At 70.8% G+C, this 17,727-nt stretch carries 19 protein-coding genes; 12 read left to right on the top strand and 7 right to left on the bottom strand.

The features are described 5' to 3' along the window. Positions 1-142: 142 nt before the first annotated feature. Positions 143-709: a PH domain-containing protein gene (locus tag OG858_RS29215; protein ID WP_256960648.1), complete on the bottom strand. Its 567-nt coding sequence runs from the start codon at positions 707-709 to the stop codon at positions 143-145. A 376-nt stretch (positions 710-1,085) separates the two neighbouring features. Between OG858_RS29215 and deoC the strand changes: the two genes are divergently transcribed. From deoC to OG858_RS29200, 3 genes are read left to right on the top strand one after another with little or no spacing between them, the layout of a single operon-like run. Continuing rightward, entirely contained in the window at positions 1,086-2,039 is a 954-nt protein-coding gene (gene deoC, locus OG858_RS29210) for a deoxyribose-phosphate aldolase (protein WP_327726068.1), read from the top strand. 5 nt (positions 2,040-2,044) lie between these two features. Further along, a complete protein-coding gene (locus OG858_RS29205) occupies positions 2,045-3,481 on the top strand; it encodes an aldehyde dehydrogenase family protein (protein ID WP_086750145.1) in 1,437 nt (478 codons plus the stop codon). After that, complete coding sequence (locus OG858_RS29200) at positions 3,474-4,361, top strand: aldehyde dehydrogenase family protein (RefSeq protein ID WP_328544273.1); 888 nt, start codon at positions 3,474-3,476, stop codon at positions 4,359-4,361. Before OG858_RS29205 ends, OG858_RS29200 begins: the two co-directional genes overlap by 8 nt. Before the next feature lie 100 nt (positions 4,362-4,461). Here the strand turns inward: OG858_RS29200 and OG858_RS29195 are convergent, their stop codons facing one another. Beyond that, positions 4,462-4,872 carry a hypothetical protein gene (locus tag OG858_RS29195; RefSeq protein ID WP_086750147.1) on the bottom strand — a complete coding sequence of 137 codons (411 nt, stop codon included), beginning with the start codon at positions 4,870-4,872 and terminating at the stop codon, positions 4,462-4,464. A gap of 140 nt (positions 4,873-5,012) precedes the next feature. On the opposite strand from OG858_RS29195, the gene OG858_RS29190 reads away from it, so the two are divergent. Then, on the top strand, positions 5,013-5,642 hold the full coding sequence (locus OG858_RS29190; protein WP_319068151.1) for a uridine kinase family protein: 630 nt from the start codon (positions 5,013-5,015) through the stop codon (positions 5,640-5,642). Positions 5,643-5,875: 233 nt separating this feature from the next. Here OG858_RS29190 and OG858_RS29185 read toward each other — a convergent pair whose 3' ends face one another. Further along, on the bottom strand, positions 5,876-6,643 hold the full coding sequence (locus OG858_RS29185) for a SigE family RNA polymerase sigma factor (RefSeq protein ID WP_319068149.1): 768 nt from the start codon (positions 6,641-6,643) through the stop codon (positions 5,876-5,878). A 303-nt stretch (positions 6,644-6,946) separates the two neighbouring features. Between OG858_RS29185 and afsQ1 the strand changes: the two genes are divergently transcribed. The 5 genes from afsQ1 to OG858_RS29160 all read left to right on the top strand — a co-directional run bounded on the left by afsQ1 (position 6,947) and on the right by OG858_RS29160 (position 11,133). Further along, complete coding sequence (afsQ1, locus tag OG858_RS29180) at positions 6,947-7,624, top strand: two-component system response regulator AfsQ1 (RefSeq protein WP_179200974.1); 678 nt, start codon at positions 6,947-6,949, stop codon at positions 7,622-7,624. A gap of 47 nt (positions 7,625-7,671) precedes the next feature. After that, positions 7,672-9,213, top strand: a complete 1,542-nt coding sequence (locus OG858_RS29175) for a sensor histidine kinase (protein ID WP_086748375.1) — start codon at positions 7,672-7,674, stop codon at positions 9,211-9,213. Positions 9,214-9,257: 44 nt separating this feature from the next. Beyond that, positions 9,258-9,902, top strand: a complete 645-nt coding sequence (locus OG858_RS29170) for a hypothetical protein (RefSeq protein ID WP_406198642.1) — start codon at positions 9,258-9,260, stop codon at positions 9,900-9,902. Between the two features lie 351 nt (positions 9,903-10,253). Beyond that, positions 10,254-10,808, top strand: coding sequence for a VanZ family protein (locus tag OG858_RS29165; protein ID WP_086752656.1), 555 nt, complete (start codon positions 10,254-10,256; stop codon positions 10,806-10,808). Positions 10,809-10,932: 124 nt separating this feature from the next. Next, complete coding sequence (locus tag OG858_RS29160; RefSeq protein WP_037694490.1) at positions 10,933-11,133, top strand: PspC domain-containing protein; 201 nt, start codon at positions 10,933-10,935, stop codon at positions 11,131-11,133. A gap of 78 nt (positions 11,134-11,211) precedes the next feature. Here the strand turns inward: OG858_RS29160 and OG858_RS29155 are convergent, their stop codons facing one another. Then, positions 11,212-11,583, bottom strand: coding sequence for an ATP-binding protein (locus OG858_RS29155; RefSeq protein WP_086752650.1), 372 nt, complete (start codon positions 11,581-11,583; stop codon positions 11,212-11,214). Between the two features lie 133 nt (positions 11,584-11,716). Next, positions 11,717-12,880, bottom strand: coding sequence for an adenosine deaminase (locus OG858_RS29150; RefSeq protein WP_086752652.1), 1,164 nt, complete (start codon positions 12,878-12,880; stop codon positions 11,717-11,719). 113 nt (positions 12,881-12,993) lie between these two features. Here OG858_RS29150 and OG858_RS29145 point away from each other — a divergent pair, with 113 nt between their 5' ends. Beyond that, the gene (locus OG858_RS29145; protein ID WP_086752654.1) at positions 12,994-13,764 is read left to right on the top strand and encodes a prolyl oligopeptidase family serine peptidase; all 771 of its coding nucleotides are present in this window, start codon (positions 12,994-12,996) and stop codon (positions 13,762-13,764) included. 71 nt (positions 13,765-13,835) lie between these two features. Here OG858_RS29145 and OG858_RS29140 read toward each other — a convergent pair whose 3' ends face one another. Continuing rightward, positions 13,836-14,804 carry a LysR family transcriptional regulator gene (locus tag OG858_RS29140; protein WP_046706680.1) on the bottom strand — a complete coding sequence of 323 codons (969 nt, stop codon included), beginning with the start codon at positions 14,802-14,804 and terminating at the stop codon, positions 13,836-13,838. Between the two features lie 66 nt (positions 14,805-14,870). Here OG858_RS29140 and OG858_RS29135 point away from each other — a divergent pair, with 66 nt between their 5' ends. Continuing rightward, positions 14,871-16,148 carry an MFS transporter gene (locus OG858_RS29135; protein ID WP_327744902.1) on the top strand — a complete coding sequence of 426 codons (1,278 nt, stop codon included), beginning with the start codon at positions 14,871-14,873 and terminating at the stop codon, positions 16,146-16,148. A 241-nt stretch (positions 16,149-16,389) separates the two neighbouring features. Next, positions 16,390-17,400, top strand: a complete 1,011-nt coding sequence (locus tag OG858_RS29130) for a sigma-70 family RNA polymerase sigma factor (RefSeq protein WP_086749324.1) — start codon at positions 16,390-16,392, stop codon at positions 17,398-17,400. Here the strand turns inward: OG858_RS29130 and OG858_RS29125 are convergent. Next, positions 17,293-17,679: an STAS domain-containing protein gene (locus OG858_RS29125; protein ID WP_086749325.1), complete on the bottom strand. Its 387-nt coding sequence runs from the start codon at positions 17,677-17,679 to the stop codon at positions 17,293-17,295. The two genes, OG858_RS29130 and OG858_RS29125, sit on opposite strands and share 108 nt — an antisense overlap. Between the last annotated feature and the right edge of the window lie 48 nt (positions 17,680-17,727).

The following is a 17,727-nucleotide window of genomic DNA, read 5'->3' as shown; positions in this document are numbered from 1 at the left end:
CGGGCACGTTCCGACCCAACAGACCCTGGCTCATGGGCGGTTGGGTTCTCGCATGCTTCCCGGACGTCTCGTCCGGCGCGTTCCAGGCCACCATAGAACAGATGTCCGGGACCCTTCCCTGGAAAAGCCCCGCAGAGCGAGGTCACCCGACGGCGATCAGCACCAGCAGCAGGACGGCCCCCGCCACCGCGGGCCCCACGACCTCCCAGGCCCACCGCACGCTCGGCTCGCCCTGCGACCCGACCGCCTTCGCCCGCGCCTCGCACAGCTCCTGCAGATCGGCCATGATCTGATCGGCCTCCGCCCGCACAGGCCGCCCGGCCCAGGCCGCACTCCCTCCGCTCTCGCCGCCGACCGCCCGGGCAACGTCCCGGGCCTGACGCCGAGCGGCCCGCTTACGACCACGCAGCGAAACGGGAATCGCCCAGAGCTGGTACTTGGCGCCCCCCTCGTCGATCACCTCGTTGGAGTAACCGGACCGCAGTGACACGACGCTCGCCCACGGCAGCTCGATCACCCGGAACGGATTCCGCACCCGCAACCGATCGTCATTGGCGAACACCGCCGGCCGCACCGAGAAGGCGACCACCACCGGCACGGCCACCAACATCGAGGCCAACGCCAGCCAGGGCACACGCCCCTCCCCCGACACCACCGCGCTGCCGCCGAGCCACGCGAACAGCCCGAGCAGCAGCGCCCCGCCCACCATTCCGGCGGGCGACCGGTACACCCGGTCCTCGTACACGGGCTTGTCGGGCTTCGACGCAGAGGCCGCCACCACCGGAGCCTGCTCGGCTTTCGGGGTCCCCGAAGCCGTCCCAGCCTCCGCACGCTTCCGAGCCGCCGACGGGTGCTCCGGCTCGGGCGACGATTGATCCGAGGTGCTCATACGTCCGATTCTGCCCGACGCCCCACATCTGTTCGCAGCCCACCCGGGTCCGTGCCTCCCAGGGGCGCAGGCCCGCGCGACCGGCCCCCCACCACCCGCACGCGCCCACCACCCGCGCTCCCGAGCCGTAGGGCACCCGCAAACAATCCGGGGGCTGTACACCTGCTACGCGCGTAGATATGCTCGTCTGGTGACCATGTCCACAGCTGCACCCCACGCTCTCGCCGACGTCACCTCGTCCGACAGCACGCTGCGCCGCTTCCTCCACGGGCTGCCCGGCGTCGACCCGGTCGGCCTGGAGGCGCGCGCCGCCTCGCTCGGCACCCGTTCCATCAAGACGACCGCCAAGGCGTACGCCATCGACCTGGCCATCTCCATGGTCGACCTGACGACGCTCGAAGGCGCGGACACCCCGGGCAAGGTCCGGTCCCTCGGCGCCAAGGCGGTCCTCCCCGACCCGGGCGACCGCACGGCCCCCTCGACGGCCGCGGTCTGCGTCTACCCCGACATGGTGCCCGCCGCCAAGGCCGCCGTCGCCGGTTCCACCGTCAAGGTCGCCTCCGTCGCCACCGCCTTCCCGGCCGGCCGCGCCGCCCTCGCCGTGAAACTGGCCGACGTCCACGAGGCCGTCACCGCCGGTGCCGACGAGATCGACATGGTCATCGACCGCGGCGCGTTCCTCTCGGGGAACTACCTCAAGGTCCACGACGAGATCACCGCCGTGAAGGAGGCCTGCGGCTCCGCGGCCCGCCTGAAGGTCATCTTCGAGACCGGCGAGCTCTCGACGTACGACAACATCCGCCGAGCCAGCTGGCTCGGCATGCTCGCGGGCGCGGACTTCATCAAGACCTCGACCGGCAAGGTCGCGGTGAACGCCACCCCCGCCAACACCCTCCTCATGCTGGAAGCCGTCCGCGACTTCCGCGCCCAGACCGGCGTCCAGATCGGCGTGAAGCCCGCCGGCGGCATCCGCACGACGAAGGACGCGATCAAGTTCCTCGTCCTGGTCAACGAGACCGTCGGCGAGGACTGGCTGGACAACCACTGGTTCCGCTTCGGCGCGTCCTCGCTCCTCAACGACCTGCTGATGCAGCGCCAGAAGCTGGCCACCGGCCGCTACTCCGGCCCCGACTACGTGACGGTGGACTGATCCCCATGGCTTCCGCATTCGAGTACGCACCGGCCCCCGAGTCCCGGGCGGTCGTCGACATCGCCCCCTCCTACGGCCTGTTCATCGACGGCGAGTTCACCGAGGCCGCCGACGGCAAGGTCTTCAAGACGGTCAGCCCCGCCTCCGAGGAGGTCCTCTCCGAGATCGCCCAGGCCGGCGAGGCGGACGTGGACCGCGCGGTGAAGGCGGCCCGCAAGGCCTTCGAGAAGTGGTCCGCGCTCCCCGGCGCGGAGCGCGCGAAGTACCTCTTCCGCATCGCCCGCATCGTCCAGGAGCGCAGCCGCGAACTGGCCGTCCTCGAAACCCTGGACAACGGCAAGCCCATCAAGGAGACGCGGGACGCCGATCTCCCCCTGGTCGCCGCGCACTTCTTCTACTACGCCGGCTGGGCCGACAAGCTCGACCATGCCGGCTACGGCGCGAACCCACGCCCGCTGGGCGTGGCGGGCCAGGTCATCCCCTGGAACTTCCCGCTCCTGATGCTGGCGTGGAAGATCGCCCCGGCGCTGGCCACCGGCAACACGGTGGTCCTGAAGCCCGCCGAGACGACCCCTCTGTCGGCGTTGTTCTTCGCGGACATCTGCCGCCAGGCGGGCCTCCCGAAGGGCGTCGTCAACATCCTCCCCGGCTACGGCGACGCGGGCGCGGCCCTGGTCGCGCACCCGGACGTGAACAAGGTCGCCTTCACGGGCTCCACGGCGGTCGGCAAGCAGATCGCCAGGACGGTCGCGGGAAGCCGCAAGAAGCTGACCCTCGAACTGGGCGGCAAGGGCGCGAACATCGTCTTCGACGACGCCCCCATCGACCAGGCCGTCGAGGGCATCGTGACCGGCATCTTCTTCAACCAGGGCCAGGTCTGCTGCGCGGGCAGCCGCCTCCTGGTCCAGGAGTCGATCCAGGACGAGCTGCTCGACTCGCTGAAGCGCCGCCTGTCGACCCTCCGCCTCGGCGACCCCCTCGACAAGAACACGGACATCGGCGCGATCAACTCCGAGGAACAGCTCACCCGCATCACCTCGCTCGTCGAGCGCGGCGAGGCGGAGGGCGCCGAGCGCTGGTCCCCGGCCTGCGAACTCCCCTCCGCGGGCTACTGGTTCGCCCCGACGCTCTTCACGAACGTCACCCAGGCGCACACGATCGCGCGGGACGAGATCTTCGGCCCGGTCCTCTCCGTGCTCACCTTCCGCACCCCGGACGAGGCCGTCGCCAAGGCCAACAACACCCAGTACGGCCTCTCGGCGGGCATCTGGACCGAGAAGGGCTCCCGGATCCTGGCCGTGGCGAACAAGCTCCGCGCGGGCGTCGTCTGGTCCAACACGTTCAACAAGTTCGACCCGACGTCGCCGTTCGGCGGCTACAAGGAGTCGGGCTTCGGCCGCGAGGGCGGCCGCCACGGCCTGGAGGCGTACCTCGATGTCTGACCGCCTGTCTGTTTTCAAGACCTACAAGCTGTACGTCGGCGGGAAGTTCCCGCGTTCCGAGAGCGGCCGGGTGTACGAGGTGACGGACTCAAGGGACAAGTGGCTGGCGAACGCCCCGCTTTCCTCCCGCAAGGACGCCCGTGACGCGGTCGTCGCCGCGCGCAAGGCCCTCGGCGGCTGGTCCGGCGCGACGGCGTACAACCGCGGACAGGTTCTCTACCGCGTCGCCGAGATGCTGGAGGGCCGCAAGAGCCAGTTCGTCCACGAGGTCGCCGACGCCGAGGGGCTGTCGAAGTCGAAGGCCGCCGCCCTGGTGGAGGCGACGATCGACCGCTGGGTCTGGTACGCGGGCTGGACCGACAAGATCGCCCAGGTGGTCGGCGGCGGAAACCCGGTGGCGGGCCCGTACTTCAACCTCTCCTCCCCGGAACCGACGGGCGTGGTGGCGGTCCTGGCCCCCCAGGAGTCGTCGTTCCTGGGCCTGGTCTCGGTCCTCGCCCCGGTGATCGCCACGGGCAACACGGCGGTCGTGATCGCGAGCGAGAAGGCCCCTCTCCCGGCTCTTTCCCTGGGCGAGGTCCTCGCCACCTCCGACGTCCCCGGCGGCGTGGTCAACGTCCTCTCCGGCCGTACGGCGGAGATCGCCGCGCCTCTCGCCGCCCACCAGGACGTCAACGCGATCGACCTGGCCGGTGCGGACGAGGTCCTGGCGAAGGAGCTGGAGATCGCCGCGGCCGACAACCTCAAGCGCGTCCTGCGTCCACAGCCTGTGGACGACTGGTCGGCCACGCCCGGCCTCGACCGCATGACGGCGTTCCTGGAGACGAAGACGGTGTGGCACCCGACGGGGTCGCTGGGCGCGTCGGGTTCCTCGTACTGAGGAGGAGCGCCCCGTGAGGGGCGGGGAACCGCGCGACCTGCCAGGGACGGCCCGCACCGTCACCTCGGAGCGCGCGGTTCCCCGAACTCCTCGGCGCTCCTCAGCCCTTCAGTCCGCCCACCACCTGCCCCACCACCGGAATGCTCCCGATCGACGGCGCCTGCGCCACCGGTCCGGTCAGGGCCGTCGACCTCAGCGGCTTGAAGTCGGCGAGCTGCGTGCCCACCCCGTTGTCGAGGGGGTCGACACCCGTGCCCGCCAGCGGGTTGGGCTTGAGGCCGGCGATCGGGCCGGTGACGTACCCGACGGTGCCGTTGAGTGCCTGCAGACCCGCCAGCGGGTCGATCTGGCCGACCGAGGTGGGCCGGGTGCGCAGCACGTCGACGACCGGGGCGGCGCTGTCCGCCGCCGCGGCCGAACCGGCGCCCGCGCCGAGCGCGACCCCCGCGGTGGTGACGGCCAGCAGCGCGCGCCGAGCGCCGGAGGTCTGGGGGGCCGAGTGTCGAGCCATCAGTGATGCCGCCTTTTCCTGTGCGTTTCCACTTCGGAAAGTAATCATGGAGATACGTAAGGTAGTTGAGGTGTGATGTGCGCTCCAAGGGCGACCCGCCGACTCGGCTGGAGCCGCTCTATGCCTCACACTGGACTCTCGTGAGTGCGCATCCTCCGATACCGTCCCGGGTCGTCCTGCTCTCCGGTCCTTCCGGCTCAGGCAAGTCCCTCCTCGCCGCCCGCTCCGGCCTGCCCGTGCTGCGGCTCGACGACTTCTACAAGGAGGGCGACGACCCGACGCTGCCGCAGGTGGAGGGCAGCACCGACATCGACTGGGACCACCCGCTGTCGTGGGACGCGGACACCGCCGTCGCGGCGATCGAGGAACTGTGCCGCACGGGCCGTACGACCGTCCCGACGTACGACATCTCCCTCAGCGCGCGCACCGGCGCGGAGGCCCTGCACATCGAGCGGACCCCGGTGTTCATCGCCGAGGGCATCTTCGCCGCCGAGATCGTCGGGCGCTGCCGTGAACTCGGCCTCCTGGCGGACGCGCTGTGTCTGACCCGTGGTCCGGTGAAGACCTTCCGCCGCCGCTTCCTGCGCGATCTGAGGGAGGGCCGCAAGTCGGTGCCGTTCCTGCTGCGACGCGGCTGGCGGCTGATGCGTCTGGAGCGCTCGATCGTGGCCCGCCAGACGGAGTTGGGCGCCCACCCCTGCGACCGGGACGAGGCCCTGGGCCGGCTGGCGGCGGCCGCCGCGGGCCACTGCGCGAAGGCGACGGCCTGAGGGCACACAGGGAGTCGGCCCGAGGGCGGACATGAAAACGGGACTGGACGGACCCCCCGGCCCTCCAGTCCCGCTTCCCCCGCGATCCCCCGTGTCGCACCGTCGTGGTCCCCCCGGACCCCGCCGGCTTCCCCCCGGCCGTCACATCGGCGCTCCCCCGCGCCACCGTGACGTCCCCCGTTCCCCCGTACTCCCCCCGCTTTCCCCCGTTACCCACTTCCCCCCACAGACCTTCAGGCGACAAGCTCCCCGAAGGACTCCTCCTCGTCACGGCCGAAGCTGAGGACCTCGTCCTCGCGCAGCCGGCGGAGCGACCGCCAGATGCTGGACTTCACCGTGCCGACACTGATGTCGAGGATCTCCGCGATCTCCGGGTCGGTGCGGCCCTCGTAGTAACGGAGGACCAGCATCGTCCGCTGGAGTTCGGGGAGCCGGGCGAGCGCCTGCCACAGGACGGCGCGCAGCTCGGTGCCGCGCATCGCGTCCGTGTCACCGGCCGTCTCCGGCAGCTCCTCGGTCGGGTACTCGTTCAGCTTGCGGCGGCGCCACGCGCTGATGTGCAGATTGGTCATGGTGCGGCGGAGGTAGCCCCCCACCGCGGCCTTGTCACTGATCCGGTCCCAGGCCCGGTAGGTCGAGAACAGCGCGCTCTGCAGCAGGTCCTCGGCCTCGAAGCGGTCTCCGGTCAGGTGGTAGGCGGTTGCGTACAGGGAGGCACGACGCTCCTGGACGTAGGCGGTGAACTCCGCCTCCGACACAGACCGGCGTTCCCCCGTGCCCTCCCCGTACGCGGTCCCCGTTCCCCCGTGGGTGACCCCCGTCACCCCCGTGCTGCTTCCCCCCACATGCGCGTCAACCACCGACATGTACGTGGTGTGCTGACGCCCGGTGCCGCGAGCGCACCCCCGCCCGCTCACGGCACCGGACTTCTCCGTGTTCCGGACGACGTCGTGGAGACGCGTGACAACTGCGCCAGTGCTGTTGCCGTGCAGTGTGTTCATCTCGCGCCCCCCGTCGTGGAATTCCGGTTGTGGTGCTGTGGTGCTCGTTCGTACTTCTCCGGCTCCGCCCCTCGTGCTGTCGGGCGGCGTTTCCTTGCCTGTGACGAAAAGATTGCCCGTTCACCTTCATGGCCGTGTCCGCCGACTGTCACAGACCTGTCACAGGGGTCGGGCCCAGTCGGGGCACAGGTTGATCACAGAGAAGAGTCGTACGGCTACCCGAACGGCACGATCGTGTGCGGGTGTCGAGTGGGAGCGCTCCAACGGTCGATTCGGCGCCATGCCATGGGCCAGAATGAGCCCGTGCCTTCCCTGTTGCTGATCGAGGACGACGACGCCATCCGCACGGCCCTGGAGCTCTCACTGACGCGCCAGGGGCACCGTGTCGCCACCGCCGCCACCGGCGAGGATGGCCTCAAGCTGCTGCGCGAACAGCGGCCGGATCTGATCGTTTTGGACGTGATGCTGCCAGGAATCGACGGCTTCGAGGTGTGTCGGCGGATCCGGCGCACCGACCAGCTGCCGATCATCCTGCTGACGGCGCGCAGCGACGACATCGACGTCGTGGTGGGCCTGGAATCGGGCGCGGACGACTACGTGGTCAAGCCCGTGCAGGGGCGGGTGCTGGACGCCCGTATCCGCGCGGTGCTGCGGCGCGGTGAGCGTGAGGCCAACGACGCGGCGGCCTTCGGCTCTCTCGTGATCGACCGCGCGGCGATGACCGTGACGAAGAACGGCGAGGACCTCCAGCTGACGCCCACCGAGCTGCGGCTGCTCCTGGAGCTGAGCCGCCGCCCGGGGCAGGCCCTGTCCCGGCAGCAGTTGCTGCGTCTGGTGTGGGAGCACGACTACCTGGGCGACTCCCGCCTGGTGGACGCGTGTGTGCAGCGGCTGCGCGCCAAGGTCGAGGACGTACCGTCCTCGCCGACCCTGATCCGTACCGTGCGCGGCGTGGGCTACCGGTTGGACACTCCTCAGTGACGAAGGCTCAAGGGGGGATCCGCGGCTGGGCCGCGGCTCGCAGGAAAGTGCAGTCCCGGATCCGTTTCACCAGTCTGCGGCTGCGTCTGGTGGTGGTCTTCGGTCTGGTGGCGCTCACGGCCGCCGTGTCGGCGTCCGGTATCGCGTACTGGCTCAACCGCGAGGCCGTGCAGACGCGCGCGCAGGACGCGGCGCTCAACGACTTCGAGCGGGAGATGCAGAGCCATGTGAGCACGCTGCGCCCGAACCCGACGCAGGACCAACTGCGCATCGCGGCACGGAAGATGGCGGACGGCGGTGAGCGCTCCAGCGTGCTGCTCCTCGCCGAGGGCGCCGACGGCCGGACGGTCTCCGGTTCGTCGACCGACAACGCGCTGACCGGCTTCTCGCTGGACGACGTGCCGGCGTCCCTCCAGAAGGCCGTCAACAAACGGCAGAAGCTCACGTCGGGAAACCGGCACGCGTACCACGTGTACTGGCAGCGGGTCATCGACGGCGACACCCCGTATCTGGTGGGCGGCGCGAAGATGATCGGCGGCGGGCCGACCGGCTACATGCGCAAGTCCCTCGCGGAGGAGGCGAAGGACCTCAACTCGCTGGCCTGGTCGCTCGGGATCGCCACGGGCCTGTCGCTGATCGGCTCGGCGCTGCTCGCACAGGCCGCCGCCACGACCGTGCTGAAGCCGGTGCAGCGCCTCGGTGTCGCCGCCCGGCGTCTCGGCGAGGGCAAGCTCGACACCCGGCTGCGCGTCTCCGGCACGGACGAACTGGCCGACCTCTCGCGCACGTTCAATCTCGCGGCGGAGTCGCTGGAGAAGAAGGTCGACGACATGAGCGCCCGCGAGGAGGCGTCCCGTCGCTTCGTCGCCGACATGTCCCATGAGCTCCGTACGCCGCTGACGGCGATCACCGCCGTCACGGAGGTGCTGGAGGAGGAGCTGGACGCCGACACGGGCAGCCTCGACCCCATGATCGAACCGGCCGTACGGCTCGTCGTCAGCGAGACCCAGCGTCTCAACAACCTGGTCGAGAACCTGATGGAGGTCACCCGCTTCGACGCGGGCACGGCCCGCCTCGTCCTCGACGACATGGACATCGCCGACCAGATCACCGCCTGCATCGACGCCCGCGCCTGGCTGGACGCGGTGGAGCTGGACGCCGAGCGCGGCATCATCACCAACCTCGACCCGCGCCGCCTGGACGTGATCCTGGCCAACCTGATCGGCAACGCGCTCAAGCACGGCGGTTCGCCGGTGCGCGTCTCGGTGCGTGAGGAGGGCGAGGACCTGCTGATCGAGGTGCAGGACCACGGCCCCGGCATCCCCGAGGACGTCCTCCCGCACGTCTTCGACCGCTTCTACAAGGCGAGCGCCTCCCGTCCCCGCTCCGAGGGCAGCGGCCTCGGCCTGTCCATCGCCCTGGAGAACGCCCACATCCACGGCGGCGAGATCATCGCCGCCAACTCCCCCGAGGGCGGCGCGGTCTTCACCCTCCGCCTGCCCCGCGACGCTTCCTCGCTCATCGCGGAGGAACGGGACGGCGACCAGGGCGACGACGGCCCGCAGGGCACCGAGGGGGCCGGTCAGTGACGATACGAGGCTCACGAGAACGGGAAGACGGGGGAATCCAGGGCGTGCGAGTGCCGGACGTACTCGTGCGGGGCTCACGCGCGCGAGGCATACGGGTCCTGGCCGCGACCGGCGCGCTGGCCGGGCTGCTCACCGGCTGCGGGATCCGGGCCACGCAGGTGCCGACGGACTTCGGCCCGGCGCCCTCGATGGTGCCGTGCGAGCTGTCGGTGACGGACATCTCGACACAGGCGACCCCCTCCGGCATGCCGGTCGAGGTGTTCCTCCTGTGCTCCGGGGCGCTCGTGCGGGTCAACCGCTCCGTGGAGGTCGCCGAGGGCACCCAGGAGGCCCAGCGGCGCGTCGTCGTCGCACAGGGTCTGCTGGACGCCCTGGCCGGCGACCCCAGCCACGTGGAGGACGAGGCCGGCTACAGCACCGCCGTCCCGGCCGGCCTCACGGTGACGGGCCCCGCCCCCGGAGACCCCGAGGACGCCCTCCGCCTGTCCACCGCCCCCGGCTCCCTCCCCAGGTACGCCCTCGCCCAGCTCGTCTGCACCTTCGCCGACTCCGCGGCCGCCGGCGACAACGGCTCGGTGGTACTGGGCAGCACGAGCGCCGAGTCGCTACGGCGCTACGAGTGCGCGCCGGAGACCCAGACGTCCCCGGGCGCGGGCAACCCGCCTTCGACGGAGGTCAACGGCTCCTGAACGGGAGTATCGAGGGGTTCCCCAGCCCGTGATCCGCCCGCGCGACGCCCACTGCGCGGATCACTGCAGACGTCCACTGCCCGGATCACTGCAGACGCCCACTGCCCGGATCACTGCAGACGCCCACTGCCCGGATCACTGCAGACGTCCACTGCGTGGATCACTGCAGAGGAGTTGGGGAGTGAGCCAAAGGGGCGCGCCTGTGTCGAGAGCGCGAGCGCGCGGAGGCCCCGACGAAGGAGGGGTCGAGCACGGTCGCGCTCTCGACACAGGCTTCTGCGCCCCGGCGGCGAACCGAGCCCCGAAAAACACAGCGGAACCGATCGTGCCGGGGGCCGCGTCTTGGGGGGCGTGCAGCCTCAAGGTACGAACGGCGGTAGCGCCGATGTCCGTGTCCGTGCGGCGGGGGGTGTTCTCCTCGCCGTACATCTCGCGGTCGTTGCCTGGATCACGCTGCGTCCGCTGGACGTCACCTGGATGAGTCCAGCGAATCTGCGGCCGTTCGCGGGGATCAGAGCGGATCTGACCCTGGGGTGGCCGGAGGCGGCCCATCGGATCGGTGAGGGGCTGGCACTGCTCGCTCCGCTGGGCGTCCTGCTGCCGATGGTGCACGGGAGACTGGCCGTGTCGCCGCTCGCATCGCTGGCCCGGTCGGTGGCGGCCGGGGCGCTGCTGTCGCTGGCCATCGAGCTGTTGCAGACCGGGGTGCCGGGGCAGGTCGTCGACATCGACTCGATCCTGCTGAACTCGGTCGGGGTGGGACTCGCCCATGTCGCGCTGGTGCCGGTGGTCAGGTCGGCGCTGCGGCGGAGGGCGGAGACCCGGGTGCGGGCGGCGCATCTGCGTCGGGAGGAGTTGTCTCAGGGTCGGACCCCGACGATTCCCAGGGTCGGGATGGCTCCGTAGAGGGACGCTTCGTCCGCTTCGTCACCGTAGCGTCGAAGGTGTGGAAATGAGAGCGGTGGCCGTCGGAAGGCCTCGCCCCACCGTCGGCCCGCGGCCGGCGTCCTACGCTGACGAAGGAGCCCTCATGAGCCGCCTTGCCCGCCCCACCGAAGGCCGGATGATCGGCGGAGTGTGCGCTGCGCTGGCACGGCGCTTCGGCACCTCCGCGACCACGATGCGCGTGATCTTCCTGGTGTCGTGTCTGCTTCCCGGCCCGCAGTTCCTGCTCTACATAGCCCTTTGGATCCTGTTCCCCTCCGAGGGCAAGGCCCGCACGGCTTGGTGACGCGCACGACCCGGTGACGCGCACACCGACGGGGCACACCCTTCGAGGGGTGCGCCCCGTCGGGCGTGGTGGTCCGCCTCAGGCGGCGGGGCCGCCGCCGAGGGGCAGACCGTTGACGCCGAGGCCCTTGGCGGGGAGGGTCTTGCCGACGGGGAGGCCGCCGAGCAGTCCGGCGACGGGGGCGGTGGGTCCTTCGGCGAGGACGTTGGCGGCGGCGGGCTGTGCGGCCTCCAGGCCGGCGCCGAGCGCGCTCTGACCCTGGGCGAGAGCGCCGGTGACGGTCGGCAGCGCCTTCGTGAGGTTCTCCACGGGCAGCGCCTGGGTGACGGTGCCGACGGCCTGGGAGGCCTCGGGAGCACTCGGAGCGGCGTTCGCGGCGCCCGCGCCCGCAGCGGCGATGGCGGCACCGGCGACGGCGACACCGAGGGTCTTGGCAGCAGACTGCTTCATGTTGAATGCGTCCTTGGAATGCGTTTGACGGGTGGTGAGCGGTGCCGAAACGTAAACACCAAAGTCCCGCCGGAGGCAAACATCGAAAAGCGGCCGCGTCGCCGTCCGCGTGACCGCTTCCCGAAGTCGCCGTTCAGCTCTTTTCGTCGACAGAACCGCTGGTGGAGGCTGTTTGCCGGAACAGCCATTCGGATTTCAACTCGGCGTATCCGGGCTTGATGACGTCGTTGATCATGGCCAGTCGTTCATCGAAAGGAATGAATGCTGACTTCATAGCATTGACCGAGAACCACTGCATGTCGTCGAGCGTGTAGCCGAAGGCGTCGACTAGATGCTCGAATTCACGGCTCATGCTCGTGTGCGACATCAGCCGGTTGTCGGTGTTCACGGTGGCCCGGAAGTGCAGTCGCCGCAGCAGCCCGATGGGGTGCTCGGCGTACGAACGGGCTGCGCCGGTCTGGAGGTTGGAGCTGGGGCACAGTTCCAGCGGGATGCGCTTGTCGCGGACGTAGGAAGCGAGGCGGCCGAGCTTCACGGAGCCGTCCTCGTGGACCTGGATGTCGTCGATGATGCGGACGCCGTGGCCGAGCCGGTCGGCGCCGCACCACTGCAACGCCTGCCAGATGGAGGGGAGTCCGAAGGCTTCCCCGGCGTGGATGGTGAAGTGGTTGTTCTCGCGCTTGAGGTACTCGAAGGCGTCGAGGTGGCGGGTGGGCGGGTAGCCGGCCTCGGCGCCCGCGATGTCGAATCCGACGACGCCGAGGTCGCGGTAGCGGTTGGCGAGTTCGGCGATCTCCAGGGCGCGGGCGGCGTGCCGCATGGCGGTGAGCAGGGCGCCGACGCGGATGCGGCGGCCGTCGGCCCTGGCCAGCCGCTCGCCCTCCCGGAAGCCCTCGTTGACGGCCTCGACGACCTCTTCGAGACTGAGCCCGCCTTCGAGGTGCTGTTCGGGGGCGTAACGGACCTCGGCGTAGACGACGCCGTCCGCGGCCAGGTCCTCGGCGCACTCGGCGGCGACCCGGAACAGCGCGTCACGGGTCTGCATGACGCCGACGGTGTGGGAGAAGGTCTCCAGATACCGCTCCAGCGAGCCGGAGTCGGCGGACTCGCGGAACCAGACGCCGAGCCGGTCGGCGTCGGTCTCCGGGAGCTGGGCGTAACCGCTGTCGCGGGCGAGTTCGACGATGGTTCCGGGGCGCAGGCCGCCGTCGAGGTGGTCGTGCAGCAGAACCTTGGGCGCCCGGCGGATCTGGTCCGAGTCCGGGGTGTTACCGGTCGGGTCGGTCTGGTTCGTCATTTTCGCACGATATATCCTACGCGCGTAGAGCGCCTGCCGGATAATCCCGTCGATATCCAACGGTGACCCACAGGACGGGTGGCGTACACCATGTCTTCTGACACTGTTCTGTCATGGCGCAGCAAGCAATGCCGGTCCGTACGCCCCGACTTGGGCGGACAATCGGCCCGGAGCCGAGCACGGTCAGCGGAGTCGTTCTGCTGCTCCCGGCCGGTGACGAGGCATCCACCCGCAGACCCTCCCCCATGATGGCCACGGCCTCCGTGCGCGCCCTCGGCCGCCGGCTCGCCCGCGCCGGCCGTACGGAGGGGCTGGCGACCCATGTCGTGCACTACCGCTACCGGGGCTGGAACGGCACGGAGGCGCGGCTCGCACGGGACGCGGAGTGGGCCGCGGACGAGGTGGTCCGGCGGTACGGAGACGTGCCGGTGTGTCTCGCCGGGCTCCACATGGGGGCGCGGGCCGCGCTGCACGCGGGTGGGCACGAGGCCGTCAACTCCGTGCTGGCCATAGCCCCCTGGCTGCCCGAGGAGAATGTGGCCGCGCCGCCCGAACCGGTGAAGCAGTTGTCGGGGCGGCGGGTGCTCATCGTGCACGGGACGAACGACGAGCGGGTGGATCCCGAGCTGTCGTTCCGGTTCGCGGCGCGGGCGAAGAAGACGAACCCCGACATCTGCCGGTTCGAGGTGCACGCGGATCGGCACGGGTTGACGCAGTACCGGGACGAGGTGCATGCGTTGGCTTCGGATTTTGTGATGGGGGTGCTGTTCGGCAGGGCGTTCGCGCGGCCGGTGGAGGACGCGCTTGCGGCTCCGCCGCCGTTGGGGTTGCGTATGCCGCTCGCCTCCGGCTTCGGAACGGCCCGCTCGCGCAGACGCGTCTGAGGTTCGTGGCGCGGCTGCGGGTCGGCGGGGGCTTGTCGCGCGGTTCCCCGCGCCGCCGGGTCTGTTGCCGCTCAGTCCGGCAGCAGGTTGCCCCTTCTCGACAGCAGGAACTTCTTGAAGGCCGCCACCGGGGGTGTGTCCGGGTGGCCGTCGAGCCACGCCACGCCGATCTCCCTGGCCGCCCTCGGGGAGGTGACCGTCAGTTCGACCACGCCCGGCCTGGGGACGGCCGGGGGTGGGAGGAGGGCCACGCCCAGCCCTGCCGCCACCAGGCCCCGTAGGGTCTCCGCCTCCTCTCCCTCGAAGGCGATACGGGGCTTGAAGCCGGCCTCCTTGCAGAGGTCGTCGGTGATGCGGCGCATGCCGTAGCCGGGTTCGAGGGTGACGAAGGTTTCGTCGGCGGCCTCGGCGAGGCGGACGCGTCTGCGGGCGCCGAGGCGGTGGCCGGCGGGGACGACGAGGCGGAGCTTCTGTTCGTCGAGGCGGCGGGCCACCAGGTCGGGGGCGTCCGGGACGGGGGACGTGAGGCAGAGGTCGAGTTCGCCGGCGCGCAGGCGTTCGAGCATGGCCTCGCCGTAGTTCTGGACGAGGCTGAAGCGGACACGGGGGTGCTCGGCGCGGAAGGCCTGGAGGAGGCCGGGGACGGTCTCGGCGCCCATGGTGTGCAGGAAGCCGAAGGCGACCTTGCCGGTGGCGGGGTCGGCGTCGGCGCGGACCTCGTCGGCGGCGCGCTCGATCTCAGCGAGGGCGCGTTCCACGGAGGCGTGGAAGGTGCGGCCGGCGTGGGTGAGGGAGACCGTGCGCCCCCGGCGGGCGAACAGGTCGACGCCCAGGTCCCGTTCGAGGCGGACCATCGCCCGCGACAGCGTCGACTGCGGGACCTGCATCTCCTGTGCGGCCCGGGTGACGTGCTCGGTGCGGGCGACTCCGGCGAAGTAGGCGAGGCGGGGGGCCAGGCGCAGGACGATGTCCTCGATGCTGTCGATGTCTCCTGTGTCACCGGACGGTGACAGGCGCGGCTCTGACCTCTGCTCATGCATCACGGGAACGATTATGGGGGTTCCATGCATTGGACGGATGAGTGGCGGCGTACGTAGTTTCGAGGCATGCCTTCCGCCAGTACCGAGGCGTCCACCACCGTGGGCGCCGTACCAGCCACGTCCGACCGCATCCACACCGCCGACTCCCGAGTGGCCCCCGGTGGGCCCGGCTACCGCCGGATGAGTCTGGCGCTGTTCCTCGCGGGTGTCGCGACCTTCGCCCTCCTGTACTCCACGCAGGCCCTGCTGCCGCTGATCTCGGACGGCTTCGGAAGTACGGCGAGTGCGGCGAGCTGGACGGTGTCGGCGGCGACCGGTGCGCTGGCGCTGTTCGTGCTGCCGATGAGCGCACTGTCGGAGCGGTTCGGGCGGCGTACGTTGATGACGGCATCGCTGGCGGTCGCCGTGACGGTCGGGCTGCTGATCCCCTTCGCGCCCTCGCTGGGGGCGCTGGTGGTGCTGCGGGCCGTACAGGGCGCCGCGCTGGCCGGGGTGCCGGCCTCGGCGACCGCGTACCTCGCCGAGGAGGTCCGTCCCAGGGCCCTCATCACCGCGATCGGGCTCTTCGTCGCCGGCAACAGCGTCGGCGGCATGAGCGGCCGTGTCATCACCGGCTGGGTCGCTCAGGAGTGGGGCTGGCGGGTCGCGCTGGCGGTGCTCGGGGTGATCGCGGTGGGGTGCGCGGTGGCTTTCCGGCTGCTGCTGCCGGCGCCGAGGCACTTCGTGGCGGGGTCGCTGCGGCCGCGGGTGCTGGGGCGGACGGTGCGGGCGCACCTCGGGAATCCGCTGCTGTGCCGGCTGTACGCGATCGGTGCGCTGTTCATGACGGTCTTCGGCGGTGTCTACACGGTCATCGGCTACCGGCTGGCCGACGCGCCCTTCTCCCTTCCGCAGGGAGTCATCGGGTCGATCTTCCTCGTGTACCTGGTGGGTACGGTGTCGGCGTCCACCGCCGGGAGGCTGGCGGGGCGGCTCGGGCGGCGGGGTGCGCTGTATCTCGCGGGTGGTACGACGACCGCCGGGCTGGTGGTGTCGCTGTCCGACTCGCTGGTGCTGGTGCTGCTGGGCCTGGTGCTCATCACTGCCGGGTTCTTCGCGGGGCATGCGGTCGCCTCGTCGTCCGTGAGTCATACGGCGAAGGAGGGGCGGGCGCAGGCGTCCGCGCTGTATCAGTCGGCGTACTACGTGGGGTCCAGTGCGGGGAGCACGCTCGGGGCGGTGGCCTTCCATGCGGGGGGTTGGGGCGGGACCGTTTCGATGGGGCTGCTGGCCGTGCTGGGGGTTGTGGCGATCACCGTGGTGGGGTCCCGTGCGGCTCGGCGGGGGCCGGTGCCGGTTCACTGAGCTCGTTTCCTCGCCCCCGCCGCCCCGCCCCTTCCCATCCCAAGGGGCTGCGCCCCTTTGGCCCCCACCTGCGGGTCCGTCGTGGTCGCTCGCGCAGTTCCCCGCGCCCCCGAAGGGGCGCGGGGAACTGCGCACAACTCCCTGACCTGCCCTTTCCTTCCTTCCCCAGGCCATTGTCAGTGGGCTGCGGTAGCTTCCGAGGTGTTGGTACGCACAGGTACGCCACAGGGGTGGGTTGGCCATGGGTGACGGTACGGCGACAGTTACGGCGGATCTCGACGTCCGGTTGGAGAAGCACCGGGTCGAGCTGACCGGGTACTGCTACCGGATGCTGGGCTCGTCCTTCGAGGCGGAGGACGCCGTGCAGGACACGATGATCCGCGCCTGGCGGAGTTATGAGAAGTTCGAGGGGCGGTCCTCGCTGCGGTCGTGGCTCTACCGGATCGCCACGAACGTCTGTCTCGACATGCTGACCGCCGGGAACAAGCGGGCCCGGCCCATGGATCTCACCGACTCGACGCCCCTGGCCCAGGCCGCCCTGTCCCCCCGGCCCGACAACACCTGGCTGGAGCCGGTGCCGGACGCCCGGGTGCTGCCGACGACCGCCGATCCGGCGGAGGCCGCCGTGGCCAAGGAGTCCGTGCGGCTGGCGTTCGTCGCGGCGCTGCAGAAGCTGCCCTCCAAGCAGCGTGCGGTGCTCATCCTGCGTGAGGTGCTGGCGTGGCGGGCGAGCGAGGTCGCCGAACTGCTCGACACGTCCGTGGCCTCGGTGAACAGCGCCCTGCAGCGGGCCCGCGCGACCCTCGCCGAGGGTGACGGGCAGGTCGCGGCTGCCGATGTCTCCGACCCGCTGGACGAGGAGCAGCAGAAGCTGCTTGAGCGCTATGTGGCCGCCTTCGAGGGGTACGACATGGCGGCGCTGACGGCCCTGCTGCACGAGGACGCGGTCATGACGATGCCGCCGTTCGACCTGTGGCTGACCGGGACGGGCGACATCACCGGGTTCATGACCACGCTCGGCGCGGCCTGTGCCGGCTCGCACCTCGTGCCGGTCGCGGTGAACGGCCTGCCGGGCTTCGCGCAGTACAAGCCGGACCCGGAGAAGGGCGGCTTCAGCGCGTGGGCCGTGCAGGCGCTGGAGATCTCAGAGGGCCGGATCGCCGGATTCCACTGCTTCCTGGACACCGCCCGCTGGTTCCCCCTCTTCGGCCTGCCCCTCCACATCGAGGGCGAGCCCGACCAGCCGCAGTAGCGCGCACAGCGCCGGGTCGGGGTCCCGCAGCCGTATCCGGCCCCCGGCCCGTTTCGCGGCGAGCTGCAACCGGGCCAGTACGTCGATGACGCCCAGGCCCGGCGGGCCGATCCCGGCGACATCGCACACCACCACCCCGGCCCCGGTCCCTTCCAGTCGCGCTCGTACCTCGGCACAGAGCCGAGGCACCTCGTTCCGGGTGACGGGGCCTGGCAGCACGAGTACGGCGGGTGTCGTCGCGTCCACGATCGGTAGACCGGGCGGAATCCCGGAACTCATCGCGGTGGGCGACCACACCCGCCGTGGGTCGACCGGACGGTCCGGTCA

Origin of the sequence: Streptomyces europaeiscabiei (assembly GCF_036346855.1) — a bacterium.
Lineage (GTDB): Bacteria > Actinomycetota > Actinomycetes > Streptomycetales > Streptomycetaceae > Streptomyces > Streptomyces europaeiscabiei.
This window is presented reverse-complemented; position numbering and strand designations above follow the sequence as displayed.